The following is a 21,873-nucleotide window of genomic DNA, read 5'->3' on the forward strand; positions in this document are numbered from 1 at the left end:
CCTTTAGGCTAGGAGTTAATTGTCGTGGCTAAAGAAAAATTTGATCGTTCCCTACCGCACGTCAACGTTGGCACCATTGGTCACGTTGACCACGGTAAAACCACTCTGACTGCTGCTCTGACTCGCGTTTGCTCCGAAGTTTTCGGTTCTGCAATCGTTGACTTCGACAAGATCGACAGCGCACCAGAAGAAAAAGCTCGCGGTATCACCATCAACACCGCGCACGTTGAGTACAACTCGAAGATCCGTCACTACGCTCACGTTGACTGCCCAGGTCACGCTGACTACGTGAAGAACATGATCACCGGTGCTGCTCAAATGGACGGCGCTATCCTGGTTTGCTCGGCCGCTGATGGTCCGATGCCACAAACCCGTGAGCACATCCTGCTGTCCCGTCAGGTTGGCGTTCCGTACATCGTGGTCTTCCTGAACAAGGCTGACCTGGTAGACGACGCTGAGCTGCTGGAACTGGTTGAGATGGAAGTTCGTGACCTGCTGTCGACTTACGACTTCCCGGGCGACGACACTCCGATCATCATCGGTTCGGCTCGTATGGCGCTGGAAGGCAAAGACGACAACGAGATGGGCACCACTGCCGTCAAGAAACTGGTTGAAACTCTGGATGCCTACATCCCAGAACCAGTTCGTATGATCGACAAGCCATTCCTGATGCCAATCGAAGACGTATTCTCGATCTCGGGTCGCGGTACTGTTGTGACTGGTCGTATCGAGCGCGGTATCGTTCGCGTTCAGGATCCGCTGGAAATCGTTGGTCTGCGTGACACCACCGTTACTACTTGCACCGGTGTTGAAATGTTCCGCAAGCTGCTCGACGAAGGTCGTGCTGGCGAGAACTGCGGCGTTCTGCTGCGTGGTACCAAGCGTGACGACGTTGAGCGTGGCCAGGTTCTGGTCAAGCCAGGTTCGGTCAAGCCGCACACCAAGTTCACCGCAGAAGTTTACGTTCTGAGCAAGGAAGAAGGCGGCCGTCATACTCCGTTCTTCAAAGGCTACCGTCCACAGTTCTACTTCCGTACTACTGACGTGACTGGTAACTGCGAGCTGCCAGAAGGCGTTGAAATGGTAATGCCAGGTGACAACATTCAGATGACTGTTACCCTGATCAAAACCATCGCGATGGAAGATGGTCTGCGTTTCGCTATCCGTGAAGGCGGTCGTACCGTCGGCGCCGGCGTCGTAGCCAAAATCATCGAGTAAGACTTTTAAAGTCAGCTTGATGGATTGAAAAAGCCCCCGCTCAGCGGGGGCTTTTTTATTGGGTTGACACCTATCGGGGGCGTCTATAGAATTGCGCCTCCTTTTAACGGGCGTATTGCGCCCGGTGGGAATAGCAGCCGGAGTCTGAAATCCAATGCAAAATCAGCAAATCCGTATCAGGTTAAAGGCTTTTGACCATCGCCTGATCGACCAATCAACCCAGGAAATCGTGGAAACCGCGAAACGTACTGGTGCTCAAGTGCGTGGTCCAATTCCACTGCCTACCCGTAAAGAGCGGTTCACCGTTCTGGTTTCCCCGCACGTCAACAAAGACGCGCGTGACCAGTACGAGATCCGCACTCATAAGCGTGTTCTGGACATCGTCCAGCCAACGGATAAAACCGTTGATGCGCTGATGAAGCTTGATCTTGCGGCCGGTGTGGAAGTGCAGATCAGCCTCGGCTAAGACTCGGTCTTGGTCGTGTAACGCTCTGAAATGGGCGGCCATAGCGGGTGAAAGCCCCGTACACTCATGAGGTTTACAACATGACTATTGGTGTAGTCGGTCGTAAATGCGGTATGACCCGTATTTTCACCGAAGAAGGTGTCTCCATTCCGGTCACGGTCATTGAGATCGAGCCGAATCGCGTCACCCAGTTCAAAACTGAAGAGACCGATGGCTATCGTGCAGTGCAAGTCACTGTCGGCGAGCGTCGTGCTTCGCGTGTAACAGCAGCTCAGGCTGGCCACTTCGCTAAAGCGAATGTTGCCGCTGGTCGCACCACCATGGAATTCCGTCTTGAAGAAGGCGAGTACCAGGCAGGCGATCTGATCAACGCTGAAATCTTCGCCGCTGGTCAACTGGTTGATGTAACCGGTCAGTCCAAGGGTAAAGGCTTCCAGGGTACGATCAAGCGTTGGAATTTCCGCGGGCAAGATAACACCCACGGTAACTCCGTATCCCACCGCGTCCCAGGCTCTATCGGCCAGTGCCAGACTCCTGGTCGTGTATTCAAGGGCAAAAAAATGTCCGGTCATATGGGCGCTGAGCGCGTGACCGTGCAGTCCCTGGAAGTAGTGCGCGTGGACGCTGAACGCAATCTGTTGTTGGTCAAGGGTGCTGTTCCTGGCGCTACTGGCGGCAACCTGGTTGTACGTCCAGCAGCCAAGGCTCGCGGTTAAGGGGAAGCTGACATGCAATTAAATGTAAATGACGCTCAAGCGATCGAAGTTTCCGAACTGACATTTGGCGGCGAATTCAACGAGACGCTGGTTCACCAAGCAGTCGTGGCCTACATGGCCGGCGGCCGTCAAGGTAGCAAGCAGCAGAAGACCCGTTCCGACGTTCGTGGTGGCGGCAAGCGCCCATGGCGTCAGAAAGGTACTGGCCGTGCTCGTGCCGGTACTATCCGTAGCCCAATCTGGCGTGGCGGCGGTACCACTTTCGCAGCTCGTCCACAGGATCACTCCCAGAAGCTGAACAAGAAGATGTATCGCGCAGCAATGCGTTCCATCCTTGCTGAGCTGGTGCGTACTGATCGTCTGGTCGTGGTTCAGGATTTCGCTGTTGAAACTCCGAAAACCAAAGATCTGCTGGGCAAACTGAACAACATGAGCCTGACCGACGTTCTGATCGTGTCGGACGCTGTTGATCAGAACCTGTACCTGGCTGCTCGCAACCTGCCGCACGTAGATGTACGTGATGTGCAAGGTTCCGATCCAGTTAGTCTGATCGCATACGACAAGGTGTTGATCACCGTGTCGGCCGTGAAGAAATTCGAGGAGCTGCTGGGATGAACCAGGAACGCGTATTTAAAGTTCTGCTTGGCCCGCACGTTTCCGAGAAGGCTACGGTTCTGGCAGACAAGAAAGGCCAGTTCGTTTTCAAGGTTGCTACCGATGCAACCAAGCTGGAAATCAAGAAGGCCGTCGAAAGCCTGTTCAGCGTGAAAGTAGAGCGCGTCACTACCCTGAACGTTCTGGGTAAGAGCAAGCGCACTGCTCGCGGTCTGGGCAAGCGTAATGACTGGAAGAAGGCAGTTATCTCCCTTCAGCCAGGCCAAGATCTCGATTTCAGCAGCAGTGCTGAGTAAGGAAGGGGTGCATCATGGCAATCGTTAAATGCAAACCGACTTCCCCTGGCCGCCGTTTTGTGGTCAAGGTGGTCAACCAGGAGCTGCATAAAGGCGCTCCTCACGCACCGCTGCTCGAGAAAAAATCGAAGTCTGGTGGTCGTAACAACAATGGCCGTATTACCACTCGTCACATCGGTGGTGGTCATAAGCAGCATTACCGTATGGTCGATTTCCGTCGCAACGACAAAGATGGCATCGTCGCCACTGTCGAGCGTATCGAATACGATCCAAACCGTACTGCTCACATCGCACTGCTCTGCTACGCAGACGGCGAGCGCCGCTACATCATCGCCCCTAAAGGCGTGAGTGCTGGCGACCAGCTGATCGCAGGCGCTCTGGCTCCAATCAAGCCAGGCAACGCTCTGCAACTGCGCAACATTCCAGTCGGTTCTACCGTACACGGCATCGAATTGAAGCCAGGTAAAGGTGCACAGATCGCTCGTTCCGCTGGTGCTTCGGCTCAGCTGATCGCTCGTGAAGGTGTCTACGTGACCCTGCGTCTGCGTTCCGGTGAAATGCGTAAAGTCCTGGCTGAATGCCGTGCGACCCTGGGTGAAGTCTCGAACTCCGAGCACAGCCTGCGTTCGCTGGGTAAAGCTGGTGCCAAACGCTGGCGTGGCGTTCGCCCAACCGTTCGTGGTGTTGCCATGAACCCGGTTGACCACCCACATGGTGGTGGTGAAGGTCGTACCTCTGGTGGTCGTCATCCGGTATCGCCATGGGGCTTCCCGACTAAGGGCGCGAAGACTCGTGGTAATAAGCGTACCGACAAAATGATCGTCCGTCGTCGCAAGTAAATAGAGGGATACGACAGTGCCACGTTCTCTGAAAAAAGGTCCTTTTATTGATCTTCACCTACTGAAGAAGATCGAAGTGGCGGCGGAAAAGAACGATCGCAAACCAATTAAAACCTGGTCGCGTCGTTCGATGATCCTGCCACAAATGGTCGGTCTGACCATCGCAGTACACAACGGTCGTCAGCACGTCCCAGTTCTCGTTAACGAAGACATGGTCGGCCACAAACTGGGCGAGTTCGCCGGTACCCGCAACTATCGCGGGCACGTGGCTGACAAGAAAGCCAAGCGTTAAGGGGTAAGGAAATGGAAGTAGCCGCTAAGTTGTCGGGCGCTCGAATCTCCGCCCAGAAAGCCCGCTTGGTCGCCGACCAGATCCGCGGGAAGAAGGTGGGCGAAGCGCTCAACCTGTTGGCTTTCAGCAGTAAGAAAGCCGCCGAGATCATGAAGAAAGTGCTGGAGTCGGCCGTAGCCAACGCCGAGCATAACGAAGGCGCAGACGTTGATGACCTGAAGGTCAGCACCGTTTTCGTCAACGAAGGGCGTTCGCTGAAGCGCATCATGCCGCGTGCCAAAGGCCGTGCTGATCGCATCGTCAAGCGGTCTTGCCATATCACTGTCAAGGTTGCTGACAAGTAACGGAGTCGAAGAGATGGGTCAGAAAGTACATCCCATTGGCATTCGCCTGGGAATCGTCAAGGAGCACACCTCCGTCTGGTACGCAGACGGTCGGACTTATGCGGACTACTTGTTCGCAGATCTGAAAGTGCGTGAGTATCTCCAAGACAAACTAAAAAGCGCGTCCGTAAGCCGTATCGATATCCATCGTCCGGCCCAAACTGCACGCATCACCATCCACACCGCTCGTCCAGGTATCGTTATCGGGAAGAAAGGTGAAGATGTTGAGAAACTGCGTCAGGACCTGACCAAGCAAATGGGTGTGCCTGTGCACATCAATATCGAAGAGATCCGCAAGCCGGAGCTCGACGGTATGCTGGTTGCGCAGAGCGTAGCTCAGCAGCTGGAGCGTCGTGTAATGTTCCGTCGCGCTATGAAGCGCGCTGTACAGAACGCCATGCGCATTGGTGCCAAAGGCATCAAAATCCAAGTGAGCGGTCGTCTCGGCGGTGCTGAAATCGCACGTACTGAATGGTATCGCGAAGGTCGTGTGCCACTGCACACCCTGCGTGCCGACATCGACTATGCCAACTACGAAGCTCACACCACTTATGGTGTGATCGGTGTAAAGGTTTGGATCTTCAAAGGCGAAGTTATTGGTGGTCGCCAAGAAGAACTGAAACCACAAGCACCAGCGCCTCGTAAAAAAGCTGCTAAGTAAGGGGTACGCCAAATGTTGCAACCAAAGCGTACGAAGTTCCGCAAGCAGATGACCGGCCACAACCGTGGTCTGGCACTGCGCGGTAGCAAAGTCAGCTTCGGCGAGTTCGCGCTGAAGTCTGTTGCTCGTGGTCGTCTCACCGCTCGTCAGATCGAGTCAGCGCGTCGTGCTCTGACCCGTCACGTAAAACGTGGCGGCAAGATCTGGATCCGTGTATTCCCGGACAAGCCGATCTCCAAGAAGCCTCTCGAGGTTCGTATGGGTAAAGGTAAGGGTAACGTGGAGTACTGGGTTGCCCAGATTCAGCCAGGCAAAGTCCTGTATGAAATCGAGGGTGTTTCTGAAGAGCTGGCGCGTGAGGCTTTCGCCCTGGCTGCTGCAAAGCTGCCGCTCGCCACCTCCTTTGTTAAACGGACGGTGATGTGATGAAAGCGAATGAACTTCGTGAAAAATCCGCACAGCAGCTGAACGAGCAACTGCTCGGCTTGCTGCGCGACCAGTTCAATCTGCGCATGCAGAAAGCAACTGGCCAGTTGGGGCAGTCTCATCTGCTCTCGCAAGTTAAGCGTGACATCGCTCGCGTGAAGACTGTGCTCAACCAGCAGGCAGGTAAGTGATCATGGCTGAAGCCGAAAAAACTGTCCGTACGCTGACTGGCCGTGTTGTCAGCGACAAGATGGACAAAACCATCACCGTTCTGATCGAGCGTCGCGTAAAGCACCCGATCTACGGTAAATACGTTAAGCGTTCGACTAAGCTGCACGCGCACGACGAAACCAATCAGTGCCACATCGGCGACAAAGTCACTATTCGTGAAACTCGTCCGATGGCCAAGACCAAGTCTTGGGCGCTGGTTGATGTTCTCGAACGCGCTGTGGAAGTCTAAGGGCTAGGGGTCGGAGAAATTATATGATTCAGACTCAATCCATGCTCGATGTGGCCGATAACAGCGGCGCTCGCCGTGTTATGTGCATCAAGGTGCTGGGTGGCTCCCATCGTCGTTACGCTGGTATCGGTGACATCATCAAAGTTACCGTCAAGGAAGCAATTCCTCGCGGTAAGGTGAAAAAAGGCCAAGTGATGACTGCTGTTGTAGTCCGCACTCGTCACGGCGTACGTCGTGCTGATGGCTCCATTATCCGCTTTGATGGCAACGCTGCTGTTCTTCTGAACAACAAGCAAGAGCCGATCGGCACCCGTATCTTTGGGCCAGTGACCCGTGAACTTCGTACTGAGAAGTTCATGAAGATCGTCTCGCTCGCCCCAGAAGTGCTGTAAGGAGATCCGACATGCAAAAGATTCGTCGTGACGACGAGATCATCGTGATCGCCGGCAAAGACAAAGGTAAGCGCGGTAAGGTGCTGAAGGTTCTTGCTGACAACCGTCTGGTTGTTGGTGGTCTGAACCTGGTCAAGCGTCATACCAAGCCTAACCCGATGTCGGGCGTACAGGGCGGTATCGTCGAGAAAGAAGCGCCACTGCACGCTTCCAACGTCGCCATCTTCAACGGCGAAACCAACAAGGCTGACCGCGTTGGTTTCAAAGTAGAAGACGGTAAGAAAATTCGTGTCTTCAAGTCGACCCAAAAAGCGGTTGATGCTTGAACACTGCTAGGTAGAAGACCATGGCACGACTAAAAGAGATTTACCGGAAGGAAATCGCTCCGAAACTTAAGGAAGAACTTAAGCTTTCGAACGTGATGGAAGTTCCGCGCGTTACCAAAATCACCCTGAACATGGGTCTGGGCGAAGCGATCGGCGACAAAAAAGTCATCGAGCACGCTGTTGCTGACCTGGAAAAGATCACCGGCCAGAAAGTCGTTGTGACCTACGCTCGTAAATCCATCGCTGGCTTCAAAGTCCGCGAAGGATGGCCGATCGGCGTCAAAGTGACCCTGCGCCGTGAGCGTATGTACGAGTTCCTGGATCGTCTGCTGTCGATCTCCCTGCCTCGGGTTCGCGACTTCCGCGGCCTGAATGCCAAGTCCTTCGATGGTCGTGGCAACTACAGCATGGGCGTGAAAGAGCAGATCATTTTCCCGGAAATCGACTACGACAAGATCGATGCTCTCCGCGGTCTGGACATTACCCTGACCACCACTGCCAAGAACGATGATGAAGGCCGCGCTCTGCTGCGTGCTTTCAAATTCCCGTTCCGCAACTGATTGGAGTAGGAAAATGGCCAAGAAGAGCATGAAAAACCGTGAGCTGAAGCGTCAGCTCACCGTTGCCAAGTACGCCACCAAGCGTGCAGCGCTGAAAGCTATCATCGTCGATCTGAACGCAAGTCCAGAAGCGCGTTGGGAAGCTACCGTAGCTCTGCAGAAGCAACCACGTGACGCAAGCGCTTCGCGCATGCGTAACCGTTGCCGCCTGACTGGTCGTCCGCACGGCGTGTACCGCAAGTTCGGCCTCGGCCGTAACATGCTGCGTCAAGCTGCAATGCGTGGTGACGTGCCAGGTCTGGTTAAAGCCAGCTGGTAATAGTTGTCAAAGTCTCGGTGTTCGGGTTCGCAAGAACCTGACCATCGGTGGCCTTGAATCTGAATCAAGCCCCTTTTGGGGCTTGATTCATTTCTGGGGTGTGTCTAGAATGACCGGCTCGCCTGAGCCCGTGTTTTTCTGCCCGGAAGTTCTCGGCGACAAGTAGTAGCCGCAAGGCTAATTTTTTTGTATTAGGAGCGTCTAGCCCATGAGTATGCAGGACCCGTTAGCGGACATGCTAACTCGAATCCGTAATGCCCAGATGGCTGAAAAGTCTGTCGTAAGCATGCCGTCTTCCACGTTGAAGGCAGCTGTAGCAAAAGTCCTGAAGGACGAAGGTTACATCGCGGATTTTCAGATCACCACCGACGCCAAGCCGTCGCTGTCCATCTCGCTGAAGTACTTCGAAGGCCGTCCGGTTATCGAAGAAGTGAAGCGCGTTAGTCGTCCAGGCCTGCGTCAGTACAAGTCCGTTGAAGATCTGCCGAAAGTTCGTGGCGGTCTTGGCGTGTCTATCGTCTCCACCAACAAAGGTGTGATGACGGATCGTGCTGCGCGCGCTGCCGGTGTCGGCGGCGAAGTTCTTTGCACTGTGTTCTAAGGGGGGATAAGCATGTCTCGCGTCGCTAAGAACCCCGTTAAGCTGCCAGCCGGTGTCGAAGTCAAATTCGCAGGCCAACAGCTTTCGGTGAAGGGTGCCAAGGGTACTCTTGAACTGAACATCCATTCGTCCGTTGAGATCGTTGAAGAAGCTGGTGAGCTGCGTTTCGCTGCTCGCAATGGCGATCAACAAACTCGCGCAATGGCCGGTACCACGCGTGCGTTGGTAAACAACATGGTCCAGGGCGTAAGCCAAGGCTTCGAGCGCAAGCTCCAGCTGGTCGGTGTTGGTTACAAAGCGCAAGCAAAAGGTCAGGTTCTGAACCTGGCTCTTGGCTTCTCGCACCCAGTGGATTACGAACTGCCGGAAGGCATCACCGCTGAGACTCCTAGCCAGACCGATATCCTGATCAAGGGCATCGACAAGCAGCTGGTAGGTCAAGTGGCCGCCGAGATCCGCGACTTCCGTCCACCAGAGCCGTACAAAGGCAAAGGTGTGCGCTACGCGGACGAAGTCGTCCGTCGTAAAGAAGCCAAGAAGAAGTAGGGCATAGCAAATGACCGACAAAAAAGTTACTCGACTGCGTCGCGCTCGCAAAGCACGCCTGAAAATGCACGAACTCGAAGTCGTGCGTCTCTGCGTGTTCCGCTCGTCGCAGCACATCTACGCCCAGGTCATCTCGGCCGACGGCAACAAAGTCCTGGCAAGTGCCTCGACTTTGGATAAAGAACTGCGTGATGGTGCCACTGGCAACATCGACGCGGCCACAAAGGTTGGCCAGCTGGTCGCTACGCGTGCTAAGGCCGCTGGCGTATCGCAAGTGGCTTTCGACCGCTCTGGCTTCAAGTACCACGGCCGCGTTAAAGCGCTGGCTGATGCTGCTCGTGAAGCTGGGCTGGAGTTCTAAGTTATGTCAAATAACGACCAAAAGCGCGACGAAGGCTACATTGAGAAGCTGGTTCAAGTTAACCGCGTAGCCAAAACCGTTAAAGGCGGCCGTATCTTCACTTTCACCGCGTTGACCGTGGTTGGTGATGGTAAAGGGCGTGTTGGCTTCGGCCGTGGCAAGTCGCGTGAAGTGCCTGCTGCGATCCAGAAGGCAATGGAAGCTGCTCGCCGCAACATGATTCAAGTTGACCTGAACGGCACAACTCTGCAGTACGCAATGAAGTCCGCTCACGGCGCTTCGAAGGTGTACATGCAGCCTGCTTCTGAAGGTACCGGTATCATCGCTGGCGGCGCTATGCGTGCTGTCCTCGAAGTTGCTGGCGTTCAGAACGTTCTGGCCAAGTGCTACGGCTCGACTAACCCGGTAAACGTGGTTCACGCCACTTTCAAGGGTCTGAAGGCTATGCAGTCTCCTGAGTCCATCGCTGCCAAGCGTGGCCTGCGTGTTGAGGAGATCAAGTAATCATGGCTACCGTTAAAGTTACGCTGATCAAAAGCATGACCGGCCGCATCCCTAACCACAAACTGTGCGTTAAGGGTCTGGGTCTGCGTCGCATCGGTCACACTGTAGAAGTCCAGGATACTCCCGAGAATCGCGGGATGATCAACAAGGCTTACTACATGCTGCGTGTCGAGGGTTAATCGATGAAACTCAATGATCTGAGTCCAGCGCCGGGTTCCCGTCGCGAAAAGCATCGTCCGGGCCGTGGTATCGGTAGTGGTTTGGGCAAGACTGGTGGCCGTGGTCACAAAGGTCAGACCTCCCGCTCCGGTGGCACCATCGCTCCAGGCTTTGAAGGCGGTCAACAGCCGCTGCATCGTCGCCTGCCTAAGTTCGGTTTCGTTTCCTTGAAAGCCATGGATCGCGCAGAAGTGCGTTTGTCCGAGCTGGCCAAAGTGGAAGGCGACATCGTTACTGTGCAGTCCCTGAAAGATGCCAACGTGATCAACGTCAACGTACAGCGTGTGAAAATCATGCTGTCCGGTGAAGTGACTCGCGCTGTCACTATCGGCAAGGGAATCGGCGCCACCAAAGGTGCGCGTGCGGCTATCGAAGCAGCTGGCGGCAAGTTCGAGGAATAAATGGCTAAGCAAGGTGCTCTCTCTGCGCTCGGCAAAGGCGGTATGTCTGAACTCTGGGCTCGTCTGCGTTTTCTGTTCCTGGCGATTATCGTCTACCGAATAGGCGCACACATCCCGGTTCCAGGTATCAACCCGGACCGACTCGCAGACCTGTTTCGACAGAATGAGGGGACCATTCTTAGCTTGTTCAACATGTTCTCCGGCGGCGCGCTGGAACGGATGAGCATCTTTGCACTGGGGATCATGCCGTACATTTCGGCATCAATCATCATGCAACTGATGACCGCCGTCAGCCCGCAGCTGGAGCAGTTGAAGAAGGAAGGTGAAGCTGGCCGTCGCAAGATTAGCCAGTACACCCGCTACCTCACCGTCGCTCTCGCTCTGGTCCAGGCTATTGGCATGTCCATTGGTCTGGCCGGGCAGGGCGTCGCGTTCACTGGTGACTTTGGCTTCCATTTCGTCGCGGTAACCACATTTGTGGCTGGTGCGATGTTCATGATGTGGCTGGGTGAGCAGATTACTGAGCGTGGTGTTGGCAACGGTATCTCGATGTTGATTTTTTCGGGTATCGTCGCCGGTCTTCCGAGAGCAATCGGGCAGTCTTTCGAGTCTGCGCGTCAGGGTGATATCAACATCTTCGCCCTGGTTGCCATCGGTTTGCTGGCAGTAGCGATTATCGGTTTCGTGGTGTTCATTGAGCGTGGCCAGCGTCGTATCGCTGTTCACTACGCCAAGCGTCAGCAGGGCCGCAAGGTTTTTGCTGCGCAGACAAGCCACTTGCCGCTGAAGGTGAACATGGCCGGTGTTATTCCGGCTATTTTCGCAAGCAGCATTTTGCTGTTTCCGGCTTCGTTGGGTGCCTGGTTCGGTCAGTCTGAAGGTATGGGCTGGTTGCAGGACATCTCGCAGTCGATCGCTCCTGGTCAGCCGTTGAATATTCTGCTGTTTAGTGCAGGGATTATTTTCTTCTGCTTCTTCTATACGGCGTTGATGTTCAATCCGAAAGACGTAGCGGAAAACCTGAAGAAGTCCGGTGCCTTTATTCCGGGCATCCGTCCAGGTGAGCAGTCTGCGCGCTATATTGATGGCGTTCTGACCCGCTTGACCCTGTTCGGTGCTCTTTACATGACGGCCGTGTGCCTGTTGCCCCAATTCCTGGTGGTTGCAGCAAACGTTCCGTTCTACCTTGGCGGGACCTCGTTGCTGATCGTGGTCGTGGTTGTGATGGACTTCATGTCCCAAGTACAATCGCACCTCGTTTCGCACCAGTACGAATCCCTGATGAAGAAAGCCAACCTGAAGGGTTACGGCAGCGGCATGTTGCGCTGAGTACCCATAAGGTTCGAGGAGTTGGTGATGAAAGTTCGTGCATCGGTGAAAAAGCTGTGCCGTAACTGCAAGATTATTCGCCGCGAAGGTGTTGTTCGAGTAATTTGCAGCGCGGAACCGCGTCACAAACAGCGCCAAGGCTGAGTGTGATTGTGCTTCAAGCCCGGTAGCTAGTGCGCTACCGGGTTGATTATTTGTTATTACAGCGATATTATCTCGCGCCCTATTTCTTGGCTTCCGGGGCGTAGGTAGCTGTCAATTGGAGTCCCACTGAATGGCCCGTATTGCAGGCGTTAACATTCCAGATAACAAGCATACTGTTATCTCGCTGACCTACATCTATGGTGTTGGTCGCACTACTGCGCAGAAGATCTGTGCAGTGACTGGGGTAAACCCAGCAGCAAAGATCAAAGATCTGAGCGACGAGCAAATTGAACAGCTGCGTGGCGAAGTGGCGAAGTTCACCACTGAAGGTGACCTGCGTCGCGAAATCAACATGAAAATCAAGCGCTTGATGGACCTCGGTTGCTATCGCGGTCTGCGTCATCGTCGTGGTCTGCCAGTACGCGGTCAGCGTACCAAGACCAACGCGCGTACCCGTAAAGGTCCGCGTAAGCCGATCCGCAAGTAATCGCCCCAGCGAATCGACAGGAATTTAATCATGGCAAAACCTGCTGCTCGTCCTCGTAAAAAAGTTAAAAAGACAGTGGTTGATGGCATCGCCCACATCCATGCATCTTTTAACAACACCATCGTGACCATTACCGACCGTCAAGGTAACGCTCTTTCCTGGGCTACCTCCGGTGGTTCGGGTTTCCGCGGTTCCCGCAAGTCCACCCCGTTCGCTGCTCAAGTAGCTGCTGAACGTGCTGGTCAAGCTGCGCTGGAATACGGCCTGAAAAACCTCGACGTAAACGTCAAGGGTCCAGGTCCAGGTCGTGAATCCGCAGTCCGCGCTTTGAACGGCTGTGGCTACAAGATCGCCAGCATCACCGACGTGACGCCAATCCCGCACAACGGGTGCCGTCCGCCGAAGAAGCGCCGCGTGTAATCCAGGAGATTGTAAAGAATGGCTCGTTACATTGGTCCAAAATGCAAACTCGCTCGTCGCGAAGGCACCGATCTCTTCCTGAAGAGCGGCGTGCGCGCGATCGAATCGAAGTGCAACATTGAAGCAGCACCTGGTATCCACGGCCAGCGCCGCGGTCGCCAGTCCGACTACGGCACCCAACTGCGTGAAAAGCAGAAGGTCCGTCGTATCTACGGCGTTCTCGAGCGTCAGTTCAGCGGCTACTACAAAGAAGCTGCTGGCAAGAAAGGTGCAACCGGTGAAAACCTGCTGCAACTGCTCGAATGCCGTCTGGACAACGTTGTATACCGTATGGGCTTTGGTTCGACTCGTGCCGAATCCCGTCAACTGGTATCGCACAAGTCGATCAGCGTTAACGGTCAGACCGTAAACGTTCCGTCGTATCAGGTTCGTGCTGGTGACGTGGTTGCAGTTCGCGAGAAAGCAAAAAACCAGCTTCGCATTGTCCAAGCTCTCGATCTGTGTGCCCAACGTGGCCGCGTAGAATGGGTAGAAGTAGACACTGAGAAGAAGTCGGGCGTTTTCAAGAACGTTCCTGCTCGCAGTGATCTGTCCGCCGACATCAACGAAAGCCTGATTGTCGAGCTCTACTCCAAGTAAGGGCTAGAAAATAGGTGCATCCATGCAGATTTCGGTAAATGAGTTCCTGACACCCCGCCACATTGATGTGCAGGTTGTCAGTCCAACCCGCGCCAAGATCACTCTCGAGCCTCTCGAGCGTGGTTTTGGCCACACCCTGGGCAACGCGCTGCGCCGCATCCTGTTGTCCTCAATGCCCGGCTGCGCAGTAGTCGAGGCCGAGATTGACGGTGTGCTCCACGAGTACAGCGCCATCGAAGGTGTACAGGAAGACGTAATTGAAATCCTGTTGAACCTTAAAGGTCTGGCCATCAAGCTGCACGGTCGTGACGAAGTTACGCTGACCTTGTCGAAGAAGGGTTCGGGGGTGGTTACCGCTGCCGATATTCAGCTGGATCATGATGTCGAGATCGTTAATCCCGATCACGTAATCGCTAACCTGGCGTCTAACGGCGCCCTGAACATGAAGCTCACCGTAGCTCGTGGTCGTGGTTATGAACCAGCCGACTCGCGTCAGAGCGATGAAGACGAAAGCCGCAGCATCGGTCGCTTGCAGCTTGACTCTTCGTTCAGCCCGGTTCGCCGTATCGCTTACGTGGTGGAAAACGCCCGTGTCGAGCAGCGTACCAACCTGGACAAGCTGGTTATTGATCTGGAAACCAACGGTACTCTGGATCCTGAAGAGGCAATCCGTCGCGCTGCAACCATCCTGCAACAGCAGCTGGCTGCGTTCGTCGACCTCAAAGGTGAAAGTGAGCCGCTGGTTGTCGAGCAGGAAGACGAGATCGATCCGATCCTGCTTCGCCCGGTTGACGATCTGGAACTGACTGTACGTTCGGCTAACTGCCTTAAGGCGGAAAACATCTACTACATCGGCGACCTGATTCAGCGTACCGAAGTAGAGCTGTTGAAGACTCCGAACCTTGGCAAGAAATCCTTGACTGAAATCAAGGACGTTCTGGCCTCCCGCGGTCTGTCCCTCGGCATGCGCCTCGACAACTGGCCGCCTGCAAGTCTTAAGAAGGACGACAAGGCGACTGCCTGATCGTCGTAATCACCGAACGTAGTGTTTGGTAAGGAATGAACCATGCGTCATCGTAAAAGTGGTCGTCACCTGAGCCGCACCAGCTCGCACCGCAAGGCCATGTTCCAAAACATGGCGGTGTCGCTGTTCGAGCACGAGCTGATCAAAACTACTCTGCCAAAAGCCAAAGAACTGCGCCGCGTTGCCGAGCCGCTGATCACTCTGGCCAAGACAGACAGCCTGGCTAACCGCCGTCTGGCTTTCGACCGTACTCGTTCGAAAGCTATCGTTGGTAAGCTCTTCAACGACCTGGGCAAGCGTTACGCTACCCGTGAGGGTGGCTACCTGCGCATCCTCAAGTGCGGTTTCCGCGCTGGCGACAACGCGCCTATGGCGTACGTCGAGTTGGTTGATCGTGCTACTGCTGGCGAAGCTGTATCCGCCGAGTAAGACGTCAGTCTGAAACGAAAAACCGGGCCTAGTGCCCGGTTTTTTGTGCCTGTAAGAAATGCGTCGTCCGTACAAGTTTCTGACATGGTTGAACTGCCACTATGTGCCGGGGAAACATAATTAGTAATTATCTATCGATGCTTGCAAGTTAATGAATTTGTAGCTGTAACGTCGATGATCAATACTTCCCGCCAAGCCCATTAGCCGGCAGTTCAAGACTGACAGAGGAAGAAGACCGCATGAGCCAGACCAAGACGCTTACAACCGCGAGTGGCGCGCCAGTCGCTGATAACCAGAATTCCCGCTCCGCCGGCCCACGCGGTCCGCTGCTGCTCGACGATTTCCATCTGATCGAAAAGCTCGCGCACTTCAATCGTGAAAACATTCCTGAACGCCGTGTCCACGCTAAGGGCTCGGGCGCTTACGGTACGTTCACCGTTACCCGTGACATCACTGAATACACCAGTGCAAAGTTGTTCGAGTCTGTAGGCAAGCAAACGCCAACCTTTCTGCGTTTCTCTACCGTGGGGGGCGAGCGTGGTTCGGCCGACACCGAGCGCGATCCGCGCGGTTTCGCCTTGAAGTTCTACACAGAAGAAGGCAACTGGGACATCGTTGGCAACAACACGCCAGTGTTCTTCATCCGTGATCCGCTGAAGTTTCCTGACTTTATCCACACGCAAAAACGTCTGCCGCAGAGCAACCTGAAAAGCGCGCAGATGATGTGGGATTTCTGGTCGCATTCGCCTGAAGCGCTGCATCAGGTGACCATCCTGTTTTCTGATCGTGGCATCCCTGACGGCTATCGCCACATGCACGGCTTCGGCAGTCACACCTATAGCCTGATCAACGCCAAAGGCGAGCGTCACTGGGTGAAGTGGCACTACAAGACCCAGCAGGGCATCAAGAACCTGGCGCCTGCCGACGCCGCTCGTTTGGCCGGTACCGATCCAGACTACGCTCAGCGCGATCTGTTCGAAGCGATCGAGCGCGGTGATTTCCCGAAATGGCGCGTGTGCATTCAGATCATGACTGAAGCCCAGGCAGCGGCTCATTACGAAAATCCGTTTGACGTGACCAAAACCTGGTCGCAGAAGGAGTTTCCGCTGATCGAAGTCGGTGAACTGGAATTAAACCGCAACCCGCTGAACTACTTCGCTGAAGTCGAGCAGGCTGCATTTGGCCCGAGCAACATGGTGCCAGGCGTAGGTCTGTCGTCGGACCGCATGCTGCAAGGTCGTGTGTTCGCCTACGCTGACGCGCACCGCTACCGTGTGGGTACCAACCACCAGCAATTGCCGGTGAACGCTCCCCGCAGCCCGGTGAACACTTACCAGCGTGACGGCGCAATGGCGTTCGGCAGCAATGGTGGCGCGGCGCCGAACTATGAACCGAACAGCTACGTTGAATCGCCGAAACAAGCGCCACACTATGCCGAGCCAGCGCTGGCCTTGAGCGGTGCCGCAGATCGCTACGATCATCGCGAAGACACCGATTACTACAGCCATGCCGGTGCGTTGTTCCGCTTGATGAGCGACGAGCAGAAAGCACTGCTGGTCAGCAACATCGCTGGTGCCATGGCAGGTGTTTCGAGCGATGTCGTAGATCGCCAGTTGCAGCATTTCTACAAAGCCGATCCGGCGTACGGAGAAGCAATCGCAAAGCTGCTCAACTAACGGCTTAACGAAGTCTAAACGAGAAGCAGAACCGCCCTCATTTGGGCGGTTTTTGCGTTATTTGGCCTGTTTTTCTCAGAATATCTTCGCTTTTATTGCGCGAAGCGAGTGACCTTCCGGTCAGGTTGGTTCAAACTACAGACTTTCAGGAAGGGAGATGTAGGGCGATGCAAGGCCACCCAGATGTAATCGATTACCTCAATACGTTGCTGACCGGCGAACTGGCCGCGCGTGACCAATATTTCGTTCATTCGCGGATGTATGAGGACTGGGGGTTCACCAAGCTCTACGAGCGAATCAACCACGAAATGGAAGAAGAAGCCGGCCACGCTGATGCGCTGATGCGGCGGATTCTGATGCTCGAAGGAACGCCGCGCATGCGTCCGGATGATCTGGATGTCGGCACCACGGTACCTTCGATGCTCGAAGCCGATCTGCGCCTCGAATACAAAGTCCGCGCTGCTCTGTGCAAAGGCATCGAGCTTTGCGAGCAGCATCAGGATTACGTCAGCCGTGAGATTCTGCGCGTTCAACTCAATGACACCGAAGAAGATCACACCTACTGGCTGGAAAAGCAGCTGGGCCTGATCAAGCTGATCGGTCTCGAGAACTACCTGCAATCCCACGCGTCCTGATTGCGATGGCTACAAAAAAGCCCCTGTCACTTCAACGGTGACAGGGGCTTTTTCATGCCTGGCGGTCAGGCCCGATCGCGGATCAGCAGCGGCTTGAGGTAATGGCCGGTGTGAGATTGCTTCATCTCGGCCACTTCTTCCGGGGTACCGGTGGCGATGATCTGCCCGCCCTTGGAACCGCCTTCAGGACCGAGGTCCACCAGCCAGTCGGCGGTCTTGATCACATCAAGGTTGTGCTCGATCACCACCACGGTGTTGCCGTGATCACGCAAGCGGTGCAGCACATCGAGCAGTTGCTGGATATCGGCGAAGTGCAGACCAGTGGTTGGCTCATCGAGGATGTAAAGGGTCTTGCCGGTATCGCGTTTGGACAGTTCGCGCGACAACTTGACCCTCTGTGCTTCACCGCCGGACAGGGTCGTTGCCGACTGCCCGAGCTTGATGTACGACAGGCCAACATCCATCAGCGTTTGCAGCTTGCGCGCCAGTGCCGGCACTGCATCGAAGAACTCCCGAGCTTCCTCGATGGTCATTTCGAGGGTCTCGTGGATGCTCTTGCCCTTGTACTTGATTTCAAGGGTTTCGCGGTTGTAGCGCTTGCTCTTGCACACATCGCAGGGCACGTAGATGTCCGGCAGGAAGTGCATTTCCACCTTGATCAGGCCGTCGCCCTGGCACGCTTCGCAGCGACCGCCCTTGACGTTGAACGAGAAACGCCCCGGGCCGTAACCACGGGAGCGCGACTCGGGCACGCCGGCAAACAATTCGCGGATCGGCGTGAACAGCCCGGTGTAGGTCGCCGGATTGGAGCGCGGCGTACGGCCGATCGGGCTTTGGTCGATATCGACGACCTTGTCGAGATGTTCCAGGCCCTTGATGCTGTCATGGGCGGCCGCTTCCAGCGTAGTCGCGCCGTTAAGGGCTGTGGCGCTCAGCGGGAACAGCGTGTTGTTGATCAGAGTCGATTTACCCGAGCCGGACACGCCGGTCACGCACGTCAGCAGGCCGATCGGGATGTCCAGATCGACATTGCGCAGATTGTTGCCGCGCGCACCCTTGAGCGACAGGTTGAGCTTCTTGTTGCGTGGCGTGCGTTTGGCCGGCACTTCGATCTTCACCCGGCCGGACAGGTATTTGCCGGTCAGCGAATCAGGGTGTGCCATGACTTCGTCCGGTGTGCCTTCGGCAACGATCTGCCCGCCGTGCACGCCAGCGCCCGGGCCGATATCGACTACATAGTCAGCCAGGCGAATCGCGTCTTCATCGTGCTCGACCACGATCACCGTGTTGCCGATATCGCGCAAATGCTTGAGCGTGCCGAGCAGCCGGTCGTTGTCGCGTTGATGCAGGCCAATGGACGGTTCGTCGAGGATATACAGAACGCCGACCAGACCGGCGCCAATCTGGCTGGCCAGACGAATCCGTTGCGCCTCGCCACCGGACAGCGTGTCGGCACTGCGATCCAGCGACAGATAGTCGAGACCGACGTTGACCAGGAACTGCAGGCGCTCGCGAATCTCCTTGAGAATCTTGTCAGCGATCTCGCCACGCCGACCGGTCATCTTCAGCGCACCGAAATATTCGCAGGCATCACCGATCGGCAGATTGGTCACTGCCGGCAAGGTTTTCTCGCCGACCCAGACGTGTCGTGCTTCGCGACGCAGACGCGTGCCACGGCAATCCGGGCAGGCCTGATGGCTGAGGAACTTGGCCAGCTCTTCGCGCACGCTTGCCGATTCGGTTTCGCGATAGCGTCGCTCAAGATTCGGCACGATGCCCTCGAAAGGGTGCGAGCGTTTGACGATGTCGCCACGGTCGTTCAGGTATTTGAAGTCGACGTTCTGCGAGCCGCTGCCATGCAGGATGAATTTCTGCTGCTCGGCGCTGAGGTCGTTGAAGGGCTTGTCCAGGCTGAACTTGTAGTGCGAGGCGAGTGAGCCGAGCATCTGGAAGTAATAAACGTTGCGTCGGTCCCAGCCGCGTATTGCACCTTCGGCAAGCGTTAGCTCGCCATTGACCAGACGCTTGATGTCGAAGAACTGCTTCACGCCCAGGCCATCGCAGGTCGGGCAGGCGCCGGCCGGGTTGTTGAAGGAAAACAGCTTGGGTTCCAGCTCGCTGATCGCATGGCCGCAGATCGGGCAGGCGAAGCGTGCGGAAAAGATCATTTCTTCGCCGGGCTCGTCGTCCATCGGCGCGACCAGGGCAATGCCGTCGGCGAGTTTCAGCGCAGTCTCGAAAGACTCGGCGAGGCGCTGCTGCAGATCGGCGCGGACCTTGAAGCGGTCAACGATCACATCGATCGAATGCTTCTTCTGTTTATCCAGCTTCGGCAGCTCGTCGAGCTCGCAAATGCGTCCGTTGACCCGCGCGCGGACGAAACCCTGCGCACGCAATTCTTCGAAGACCGACAGGTGTTCGCCTTTGCGTTCGCGGATCACCGGTGCCAGCAACATCAGTTTGCTGCCTTCCGGCTGCGCCAGCACCAGATCGACCATCTGGCTGACGGTCTGCGCTTCCAGTGGAATGTCGTGATCCGGGCAACGCGGCGTACCCACGCGGGCATAGAGCAAGCGCAAGTAGTCGTAGATTTCGGTGATGGTGCCAACCGTCGAACGCGGGTTGTGCGAGGTCGACTTCTGTTCGATGGAGATCGCCGGCGACAGGCCTTCGATGGTGTCGACGTCGGGTTTTTCCATCATCGACAGGAACTGCCGGGCATAGGCCGACAGGGATTCGACATAGCGGCGCTGACCTTCGGCATACAGCGTGTCGAACGCCAGGGACGACTTGCCGGATCCGGACAGGCCGGTGATGACGATCAGTTTGTCCCGTGGCAGGGTCAGGTCGATGTTCTTCAGGTTGTGGGTACGGGCCCCACGTATCAGGATCTTGTCCAAAGTGGCCTCGCTTGGCGGGCGTCGAAAACGTAGGAGTATACGGGCAAATACTGGATGGATGCACACTATCAAACGAAGGGCGTTTTGCCGTTCATGAAGAGAGTTTCATCTATACGCGTCATAGCGTCGCGATATACCCCGTCTTCCGATGGGACTGGTAGAATCGCCGCCGGTTCACACGAGGTTTTTCCATGCACGATCCCCACAGCGAACGCATGAGTGGCAGCGAGACCCGCGCGGCGAGCGGTCTGGCCCTGGTGTTCGCCTTCCGTATGCTTGGCATGTTCATGGTGTTGCCGGTGCTGGCGACCTACGGCATGGATCTGGCGGGAGCGACCCCGGCCCTGATCGGGCTGGCGATTGGCGCTTACGGTCTGACCCAGGCGATTTTCCAGATTCCGTTCGGGATCATTTCCGACCGCATCGGCCGCCGGCCGGTGATCTACCTCGGCCTGATCGTCTTCGCTCTTGGCAGTGTTCTGGCTTCGCAGGCCGATTCGATCTGGGGCGTGATCGCCGGGCGGATCCTGCAGGGCGCCGGGGCGATTTCTGCGGCCGTCATGGCGTTGCTGTCCGACCTGACCCGCGAGCAGCATCGCACCAAGGCCATGGCGATGATCGGCATGACCATCGGCCTGTCATTCGCCGTGGCCATGGTGGTGGGGCCGTTACTGACCAGTGCGTTCGGGCTGTCCGGGCTGTTCCTCGCCACTGGCGCCATGGCGCTGGTCGGCATCCTGATCATCATGTTCATGGTGCCGCAATCCACCGGGCCATTGCAGCACCGGGAATCCGGCGTGGCTCGGCAGGCGCTGATGCCTACGCTCAAGCACCCGGACCTGTTGCGCCTGGATCTGGGCATCTTTGTGTTACATGCCATGTTGATGTCGAGCTTCGTCGCTTTGCCCCTGGCACTGGTGGAAAAAGCCGGGCTGCCCAAGGAACAGCACTGGTGGGTTTACCTCACCGCGCTGCTGATTTCGTTCTTCGCCATGATCCCTTTCATCATCTATGGCGAGAAGCGACGCAAAATGAAACGAGTTTTGCTCGGCGCCGTCATGACTCTGATGCTGACTGAACTATTCTTCTGGCAGTTCGGCGACAGCCTGCGTGCTCTGGTGATCGGCACGGTGGTGTTTTTCACCGCGTTCAATCTGCTCGAGGCATCGTTGCCGTCGCTGATCAGCAAGGTTTCACCGGCAGGCGGCAAGGGCACGGCGATGGGCGTGTACTCCACCAGCCAGTTCCTCGGCTCGGCACTCGGCGGGATACTCGGCGGCTGGTTGTTCCAGCATGGCGGTCTGTCGGTTGTGTTCCTCGGATGCGCCGCGCTGGCTGCACTTTGGCTGGCCTTTGCTGTTACCATGCGCGAACCTCCCTACGTGACGAGCCTGCGCTTGCCGTTGTCGCCCGAAGCGATCCGCGAAGCGGGTCTGGTCGAGCGCCTCAAGGCCCTGGTAGGGGTAACAGATGCAGTGATAGTCGCCGAAGAGGCGGCTGTTTACATCAAACTGGACAAAGAATTAGTGGATCGCACCACCCTCGAACGCCTGGTCAACAACCCGGCCGGGGCTGCGTGCGACGCTTAG

At 56.0% G+C, this 21,873-nt stretch carries 33 protein-coding genes; 32 read left to right on the forward strand and 1 reads right to left on the reverse strand.

Going from position 1 to position 21,873, the window contains the following annotated elements:
- The first annotated feature begins 24 nt into the window (after positions 1–24).
- The 31 genes from tuf to bfr all read left to right on the forward strand — a co-directional run bounded on the left by tuf (position 25) and on the right by bfr (position 17,384).
- Positions 25–1,218: an elongation factor Tu gene (gene tuf / locus AC4IHP_RS11165; RefSeq protein WP_064361246.1), complete on the forward strand. Its 1,194-nt coding sequence runs from the start codon at positions 25–27 to the stop codon at positions 1,216–1,218.
- Positions 1,219–1,372: 154 nt separating this feature from the next.
- Positions 1,373–1,684: a 30S ribosomal protein S10 gene (gene rpsJ, locus AC4IHP_RS11170; protein ID WP_003186070.1), complete on the forward strand. Its 312-nt coding sequence runs from the start codon at positions 1,373–1,375 to the stop codon at positions 1,682–1,684.
- 80 nt (positions 1,685–1,764) lie between these two features.
- Positions 1,765–2,400 carry a 50S ribosomal protein L3 gene (gene rplC, locus AC4IHP_RS11175; protein WP_003228738.1) on the forward strand — a complete coding sequence of 212 codons (636 nt, stop codon included), beginning with the start codon at positions 1,765–1,767 and terminating at the stop codon, positions 2,398–2,400.
- Between the two features lie 12 nt (positions 2,401–2,412).
- Positions 2,413–3,015, forward strand: coding sequence for a 50S ribosomal protein L4 (gene rplD, locus AC4IHP_RS11180; RefSeq protein WP_003228735.1), 603 nt, complete (start codon positions 2,413–2,415; stop codon positions 3,013–3,015).
- Positions 3,012–3,311 (forward strand): 50S ribosomal protein L23, encoded by a 300-nt coding sequence (rplW, locus tag AC4IHP_RS11185; protein ID WP_002555488.1) that lies wholly within the window; start codon positions 3,012–3,014, stop codon positions 3,309–3,311. The genes rplD and rplW overlap by 4 nt, the downstream gene beginning before the upstream one ends.
- 14 nt (positions 3,312–3,325) lie before the next feature.
- A complete protein-coding gene (rplB, locus tag AC4IHP_RS11190) occupies positions 3,326–4,150 on the forward strand; it encodes a 50S ribosomal protein L2 (RefSeq protein WP_016772943.1) in 825 nt (274 codons plus the stop codon).
- A gap of 16 nt (positions 4,151–4,166) precedes the next feature.
- Complete coding sequence (gene rpsS / locus AC4IHP_RS11195) at positions 4,167–4,442, forward strand: 30S ribosomal protein S19 (RefSeq protein ID WP_011336172.1); 276 nt, start codon at positions 4,167–4,169, stop codon at positions 4,440–4,442.
- Between the two features lie 11 nt (positions 4,443–4,453).
- Positions 4,454–4,786, forward strand: coding sequence for a 50S ribosomal protein L22 (gene rplV, locus AC4IHP_RS11200; protein WP_003103908.1), 333 nt, complete (start codon positions 4,454–4,456; stop codon positions 4,784–4,786).
- A 13-nt stretch (positions 4,787–4,799) separates the two neighbouring features.
- Positions 4,800–5,486, forward strand: coding sequence for a 30S ribosomal protein S3 (gene rpsC, locus AC4IHP_RS11205; protein ID WP_003176422.1), 687 nt, complete (start codon positions 4,800–4,802; stop codon positions 5,484–5,486).
- A 12-nt stretch (positions 5,487–5,498) separates the two neighbouring features.
- On the forward strand, positions 5,499–5,912 hold the full coding sequence (rplP, locus tag AC4IHP_RS11210; protein WP_003228729.1) for a 50S ribosomal protein L16: 414 nt from the start codon (positions 5,499–5,501) through the stop codon (positions 5,910–5,912).
- Entirely contained in the window at positions 5,912–6,103 is a 192-nt protein-coding gene (rpmC, locus tag AC4IHP_RS11215; protein ID WP_002555481.1) for a 50S ribosomal protein L29, read from the forward strand. Before rplP ends, rpmC begins: the two co-directional genes overlap by 1 nt.
- Positions 6,104–6,105: 2 nt before the next feature.
- Positions 6,106–6,372, forward strand: a complete 267-nt coding sequence (gene rpsQ / locus AC4IHP_RS11220; RefSeq protein ID WP_003194644.1) for a 30S ribosomal protein S17 — start codon at positions 6,106–6,108, stop codon at positions 6,370–6,372.
- A gap of 23 nt (positions 6,373–6,395) precedes the next feature.
- Positions 6,396–6,764 carry a 50S ribosomal protein L14 gene (rplN, locus tag AC4IHP_RS11225; protein WP_002555479.1) on the forward strand — a complete coding sequence of 123 codons (369 nt, stop codon included), beginning with the start codon at positions 6,396–6,398 and terminating at the stop codon, positions 6,762–6,764.
- An 11-nt stretch (positions 6,765–6,775) separates the two neighbouring features.
- Positions 6,776–7,090 carry a 50S ribosomal protein L24 gene (gene rplX / locus AC4IHP_RS11230; RefSeq protein ID WP_003186046.1) on the forward strand — a complete coding sequence of 105 codons (315 nt, stop codon included), beginning with the start codon at positions 6,776–6,778 and terminating at the stop codon, positions 7,088–7,090.
- Positions 7,091–7,110: 20 nt separating this feature from the next.
- The gene (gene rplE, locus AC4IHP_RS11235; protein ID WP_003210069.1) at positions 7,111–7,650 is read left to right on the forward strand and encodes a 50S ribosomal protein L5; all 540 of its coding nucleotides are present in this window, start codon (positions 7,111–7,113) and stop codon (positions 7,648–7,650) included.
- A gap of 13 nt (positions 7,651–7,663) precedes the next feature.
- Positions 7,664–7,969 (forward strand): 30S ribosomal protein S14, encoded by a 306-nt coding sequence (rpsN, locus tag AC4IHP_RS11240; RefSeq protein ID WP_003186042.1) that lies wholly within the window; start codon positions 7,664–7,666, stop codon positions 7,967–7,969.
- 208 nt (positions 7,970–8,177) lie between these two features.
- Positions 8,178–8,570, forward strand: a complete 393-nt coding sequence (gene rpsH, locus AC4IHP_RS11245) for a 30S ribosomal protein S8 (RefSeq protein ID WP_016772944.1) — start codon at positions 8,178–8,180, stop codon at positions 8,568–8,570.
- A gap of 12 nt (positions 8,571–8,582) precedes the next feature.
- The gene (gene rplF / locus AC4IHP_RS11250) at positions 8,583–9,116 is read left to right on the forward strand and encodes a 50S ribosomal protein L6 (RefSeq protein WP_003228722.1); all 534 of its coding nucleotides are present in this window, start codon (positions 8,583–8,585) and stop codon (positions 9,114–9,116) included.
- A 10-nt stretch (positions 9,117–9,126) separates the two neighbouring features.
- The gene (gene rplR / locus AC4IHP_RS11255; RefSeq protein WP_003186037.1) at positions 9,127–9,477 is read left to right on the forward strand and encodes a 50S ribosomal protein L18; all 351 of its coding nucleotides are present in this window, start codon (positions 9,127–9,129) and stop codon (positions 9,475–9,477) included.
- A 3-nt stretch (positions 9,478–9,480) separates the two neighbouring features.
- Positions 9,481–9,981: a 30S ribosomal protein S5 gene (gene rpsE, locus AC4IHP_RS11260; protein ID WP_007955637.1), complete on the forward strand. Its 501-nt coding sequence runs from the start codon at positions 9,481–9,483 to the stop codon at positions 9,979–9,981.
- A gap of 2 nt (positions 9,982–9,983) precedes the next feature.
- Positions 9,984–10,160, forward strand: a complete 177-nt coding sequence (rpmD, locus tag AC4IHP_RS11265) for a 50S ribosomal protein L30 (RefSeq protein ID WP_003176408.1) — start codon at positions 9,984–9,986, stop codon at positions 10,158–10,160.
- 3 nt (positions 10,161–10,163) lie between these two features.
- Positions 10,164–10,601, forward strand: coding sequence for a 50S ribosomal protein L15 (gene rplO / locus AC4IHP_RS11270; protein ID WP_003228720.1), 438 nt, complete (start codon positions 10,164–10,166; stop codon positions 10,599–10,601).
- Positions 10,602–11,930: a preprotein translocase subunit SecY gene (gene secY, locus AC4IHP_RS11275; protein WP_016772945.1), complete on the forward strand. Its 1,329-nt coding sequence runs from the start codon at positions 10,602–10,604 to the stop codon at positions 11,928–11,930.
- Positions 11,931–11,957: 27 nt separating this feature from the next.
- Entirely contained in the window at positions 11,958–12,074 is a 117-nt protein-coding gene (gene rpmJ / locus AC4IHP_RS11280) for a 50S ribosomal protein L36 (protein WP_002555468.1), read from the forward strand.
- A 130-nt stretch (positions 12,075–12,204) separates the two neighbouring features.
- Entirely contained in the window at positions 12,205–12,561 is a 357-nt protein-coding gene (gene rpsM / locus AC4IHP_RS11285) for a 30S ribosomal protein S13 (protein WP_003186020.1), read from the forward strand.
- Between the two features lie 30 nt (positions 12,562–12,591).
- Positions 12,592–12,981 carry a 30S ribosomal protein S11 gene (gene rpsK, locus AC4IHP_RS11290; protein ID WP_002555466.1) on the forward strand — a complete coding sequence of 130 codons (390 nt, stop codon included), beginning with the start codon at positions 12,592–12,594 and terminating at the stop codon, positions 12,979–12,981.
- Between the two features lie 18 nt (positions 12,982–12,999).
- Positions 13,000–13,620, forward strand: coding sequence for a 30S ribosomal protein S4 (gene rpsD, locus AC4IHP_RS11295; protein ID WP_003176404.1), 621 nt, complete (start codon positions 13,000–13,002; stop codon positions 13,618–13,620).
- A gap of 22 nt (positions 13,621–13,642) precedes the next feature.
- Positions 13,643–14,644 (forward strand): DNA-directed RNA polymerase subunit alpha, encoded by a 1,002-nt coding sequence (locus AC4IHP_RS11300; RefSeq protein ID WP_016772946.1) that lies wholly within the window; start codon positions 13,643–13,645, stop codon positions 14,642–14,644.
- A gap of 42 nt (positions 14,645–14,686) precedes the next feature.
- Positions 14,687–15,073: a 50S ribosomal protein L17 gene (gene rplQ / locus AC4IHP_RS11305; protein ID WP_003176402.1), complete on the forward strand. Its 387-nt coding sequence runs from the start codon at positions 14,687–14,689 to the stop codon at positions 15,071–15,073.
- 239 nt (positions 15,074–15,312) lie between these two features.
- Positions 15,313–16,749 carry a catalase gene (locus tag AC4IHP_RS11310; protein ID WP_490831705.1) on the forward strand — a complete coding sequence of 479 codons (1,437 nt, stop codon included), beginning with the start codon at positions 15,313–15,315 and terminating at the stop codon, positions 16,747–16,749.
- A gap of 167 nt (positions 16,750–16,916) precedes the next feature.
- Positions 16,917–17,384: a bacterioferritin gene (bfr, locus tag AC4IHP_RS11315; protein ID WP_186631390.1), complete on the forward strand. Its 468-nt coding sequence runs from the start codon at positions 16,917–16,919 to the stop codon at positions 17,382–17,384.
- Between the two features lie 65 nt (positions 17,385–17,449).
- On the opposite strand, the gene uvrA is transcribed toward bfr, so the two are convergent.
- On the reverse strand, positions 17,450–20,284 hold the full coding sequence (gene uvrA, locus AC4IHP_RS11320; RefSeq protein WP_039761937.1) for an excinuclease ABC subunit UvrA: 2,835 nt from the start codon (positions 20,282–20,284) through the stop codon (positions 17,450–17,452).
- A 191-nt stretch (positions 20,285–20,475) separates the two neighbouring features.
- Between uvrA and AC4IHP_RS11325 the strand changes: the two genes are divergently transcribed.
- Entirely contained in the window at positions 20,476–21,873 is a 1,398-nt protein-coding gene (locus AC4IHP_RS11325) for an MFS transporter (RefSeq protein ID WP_042610651.1), read from the forward strand.

The sequence above is a fragment of the Pseudomonas sp. UF-293 genome, from assembly GCF_058245595.1.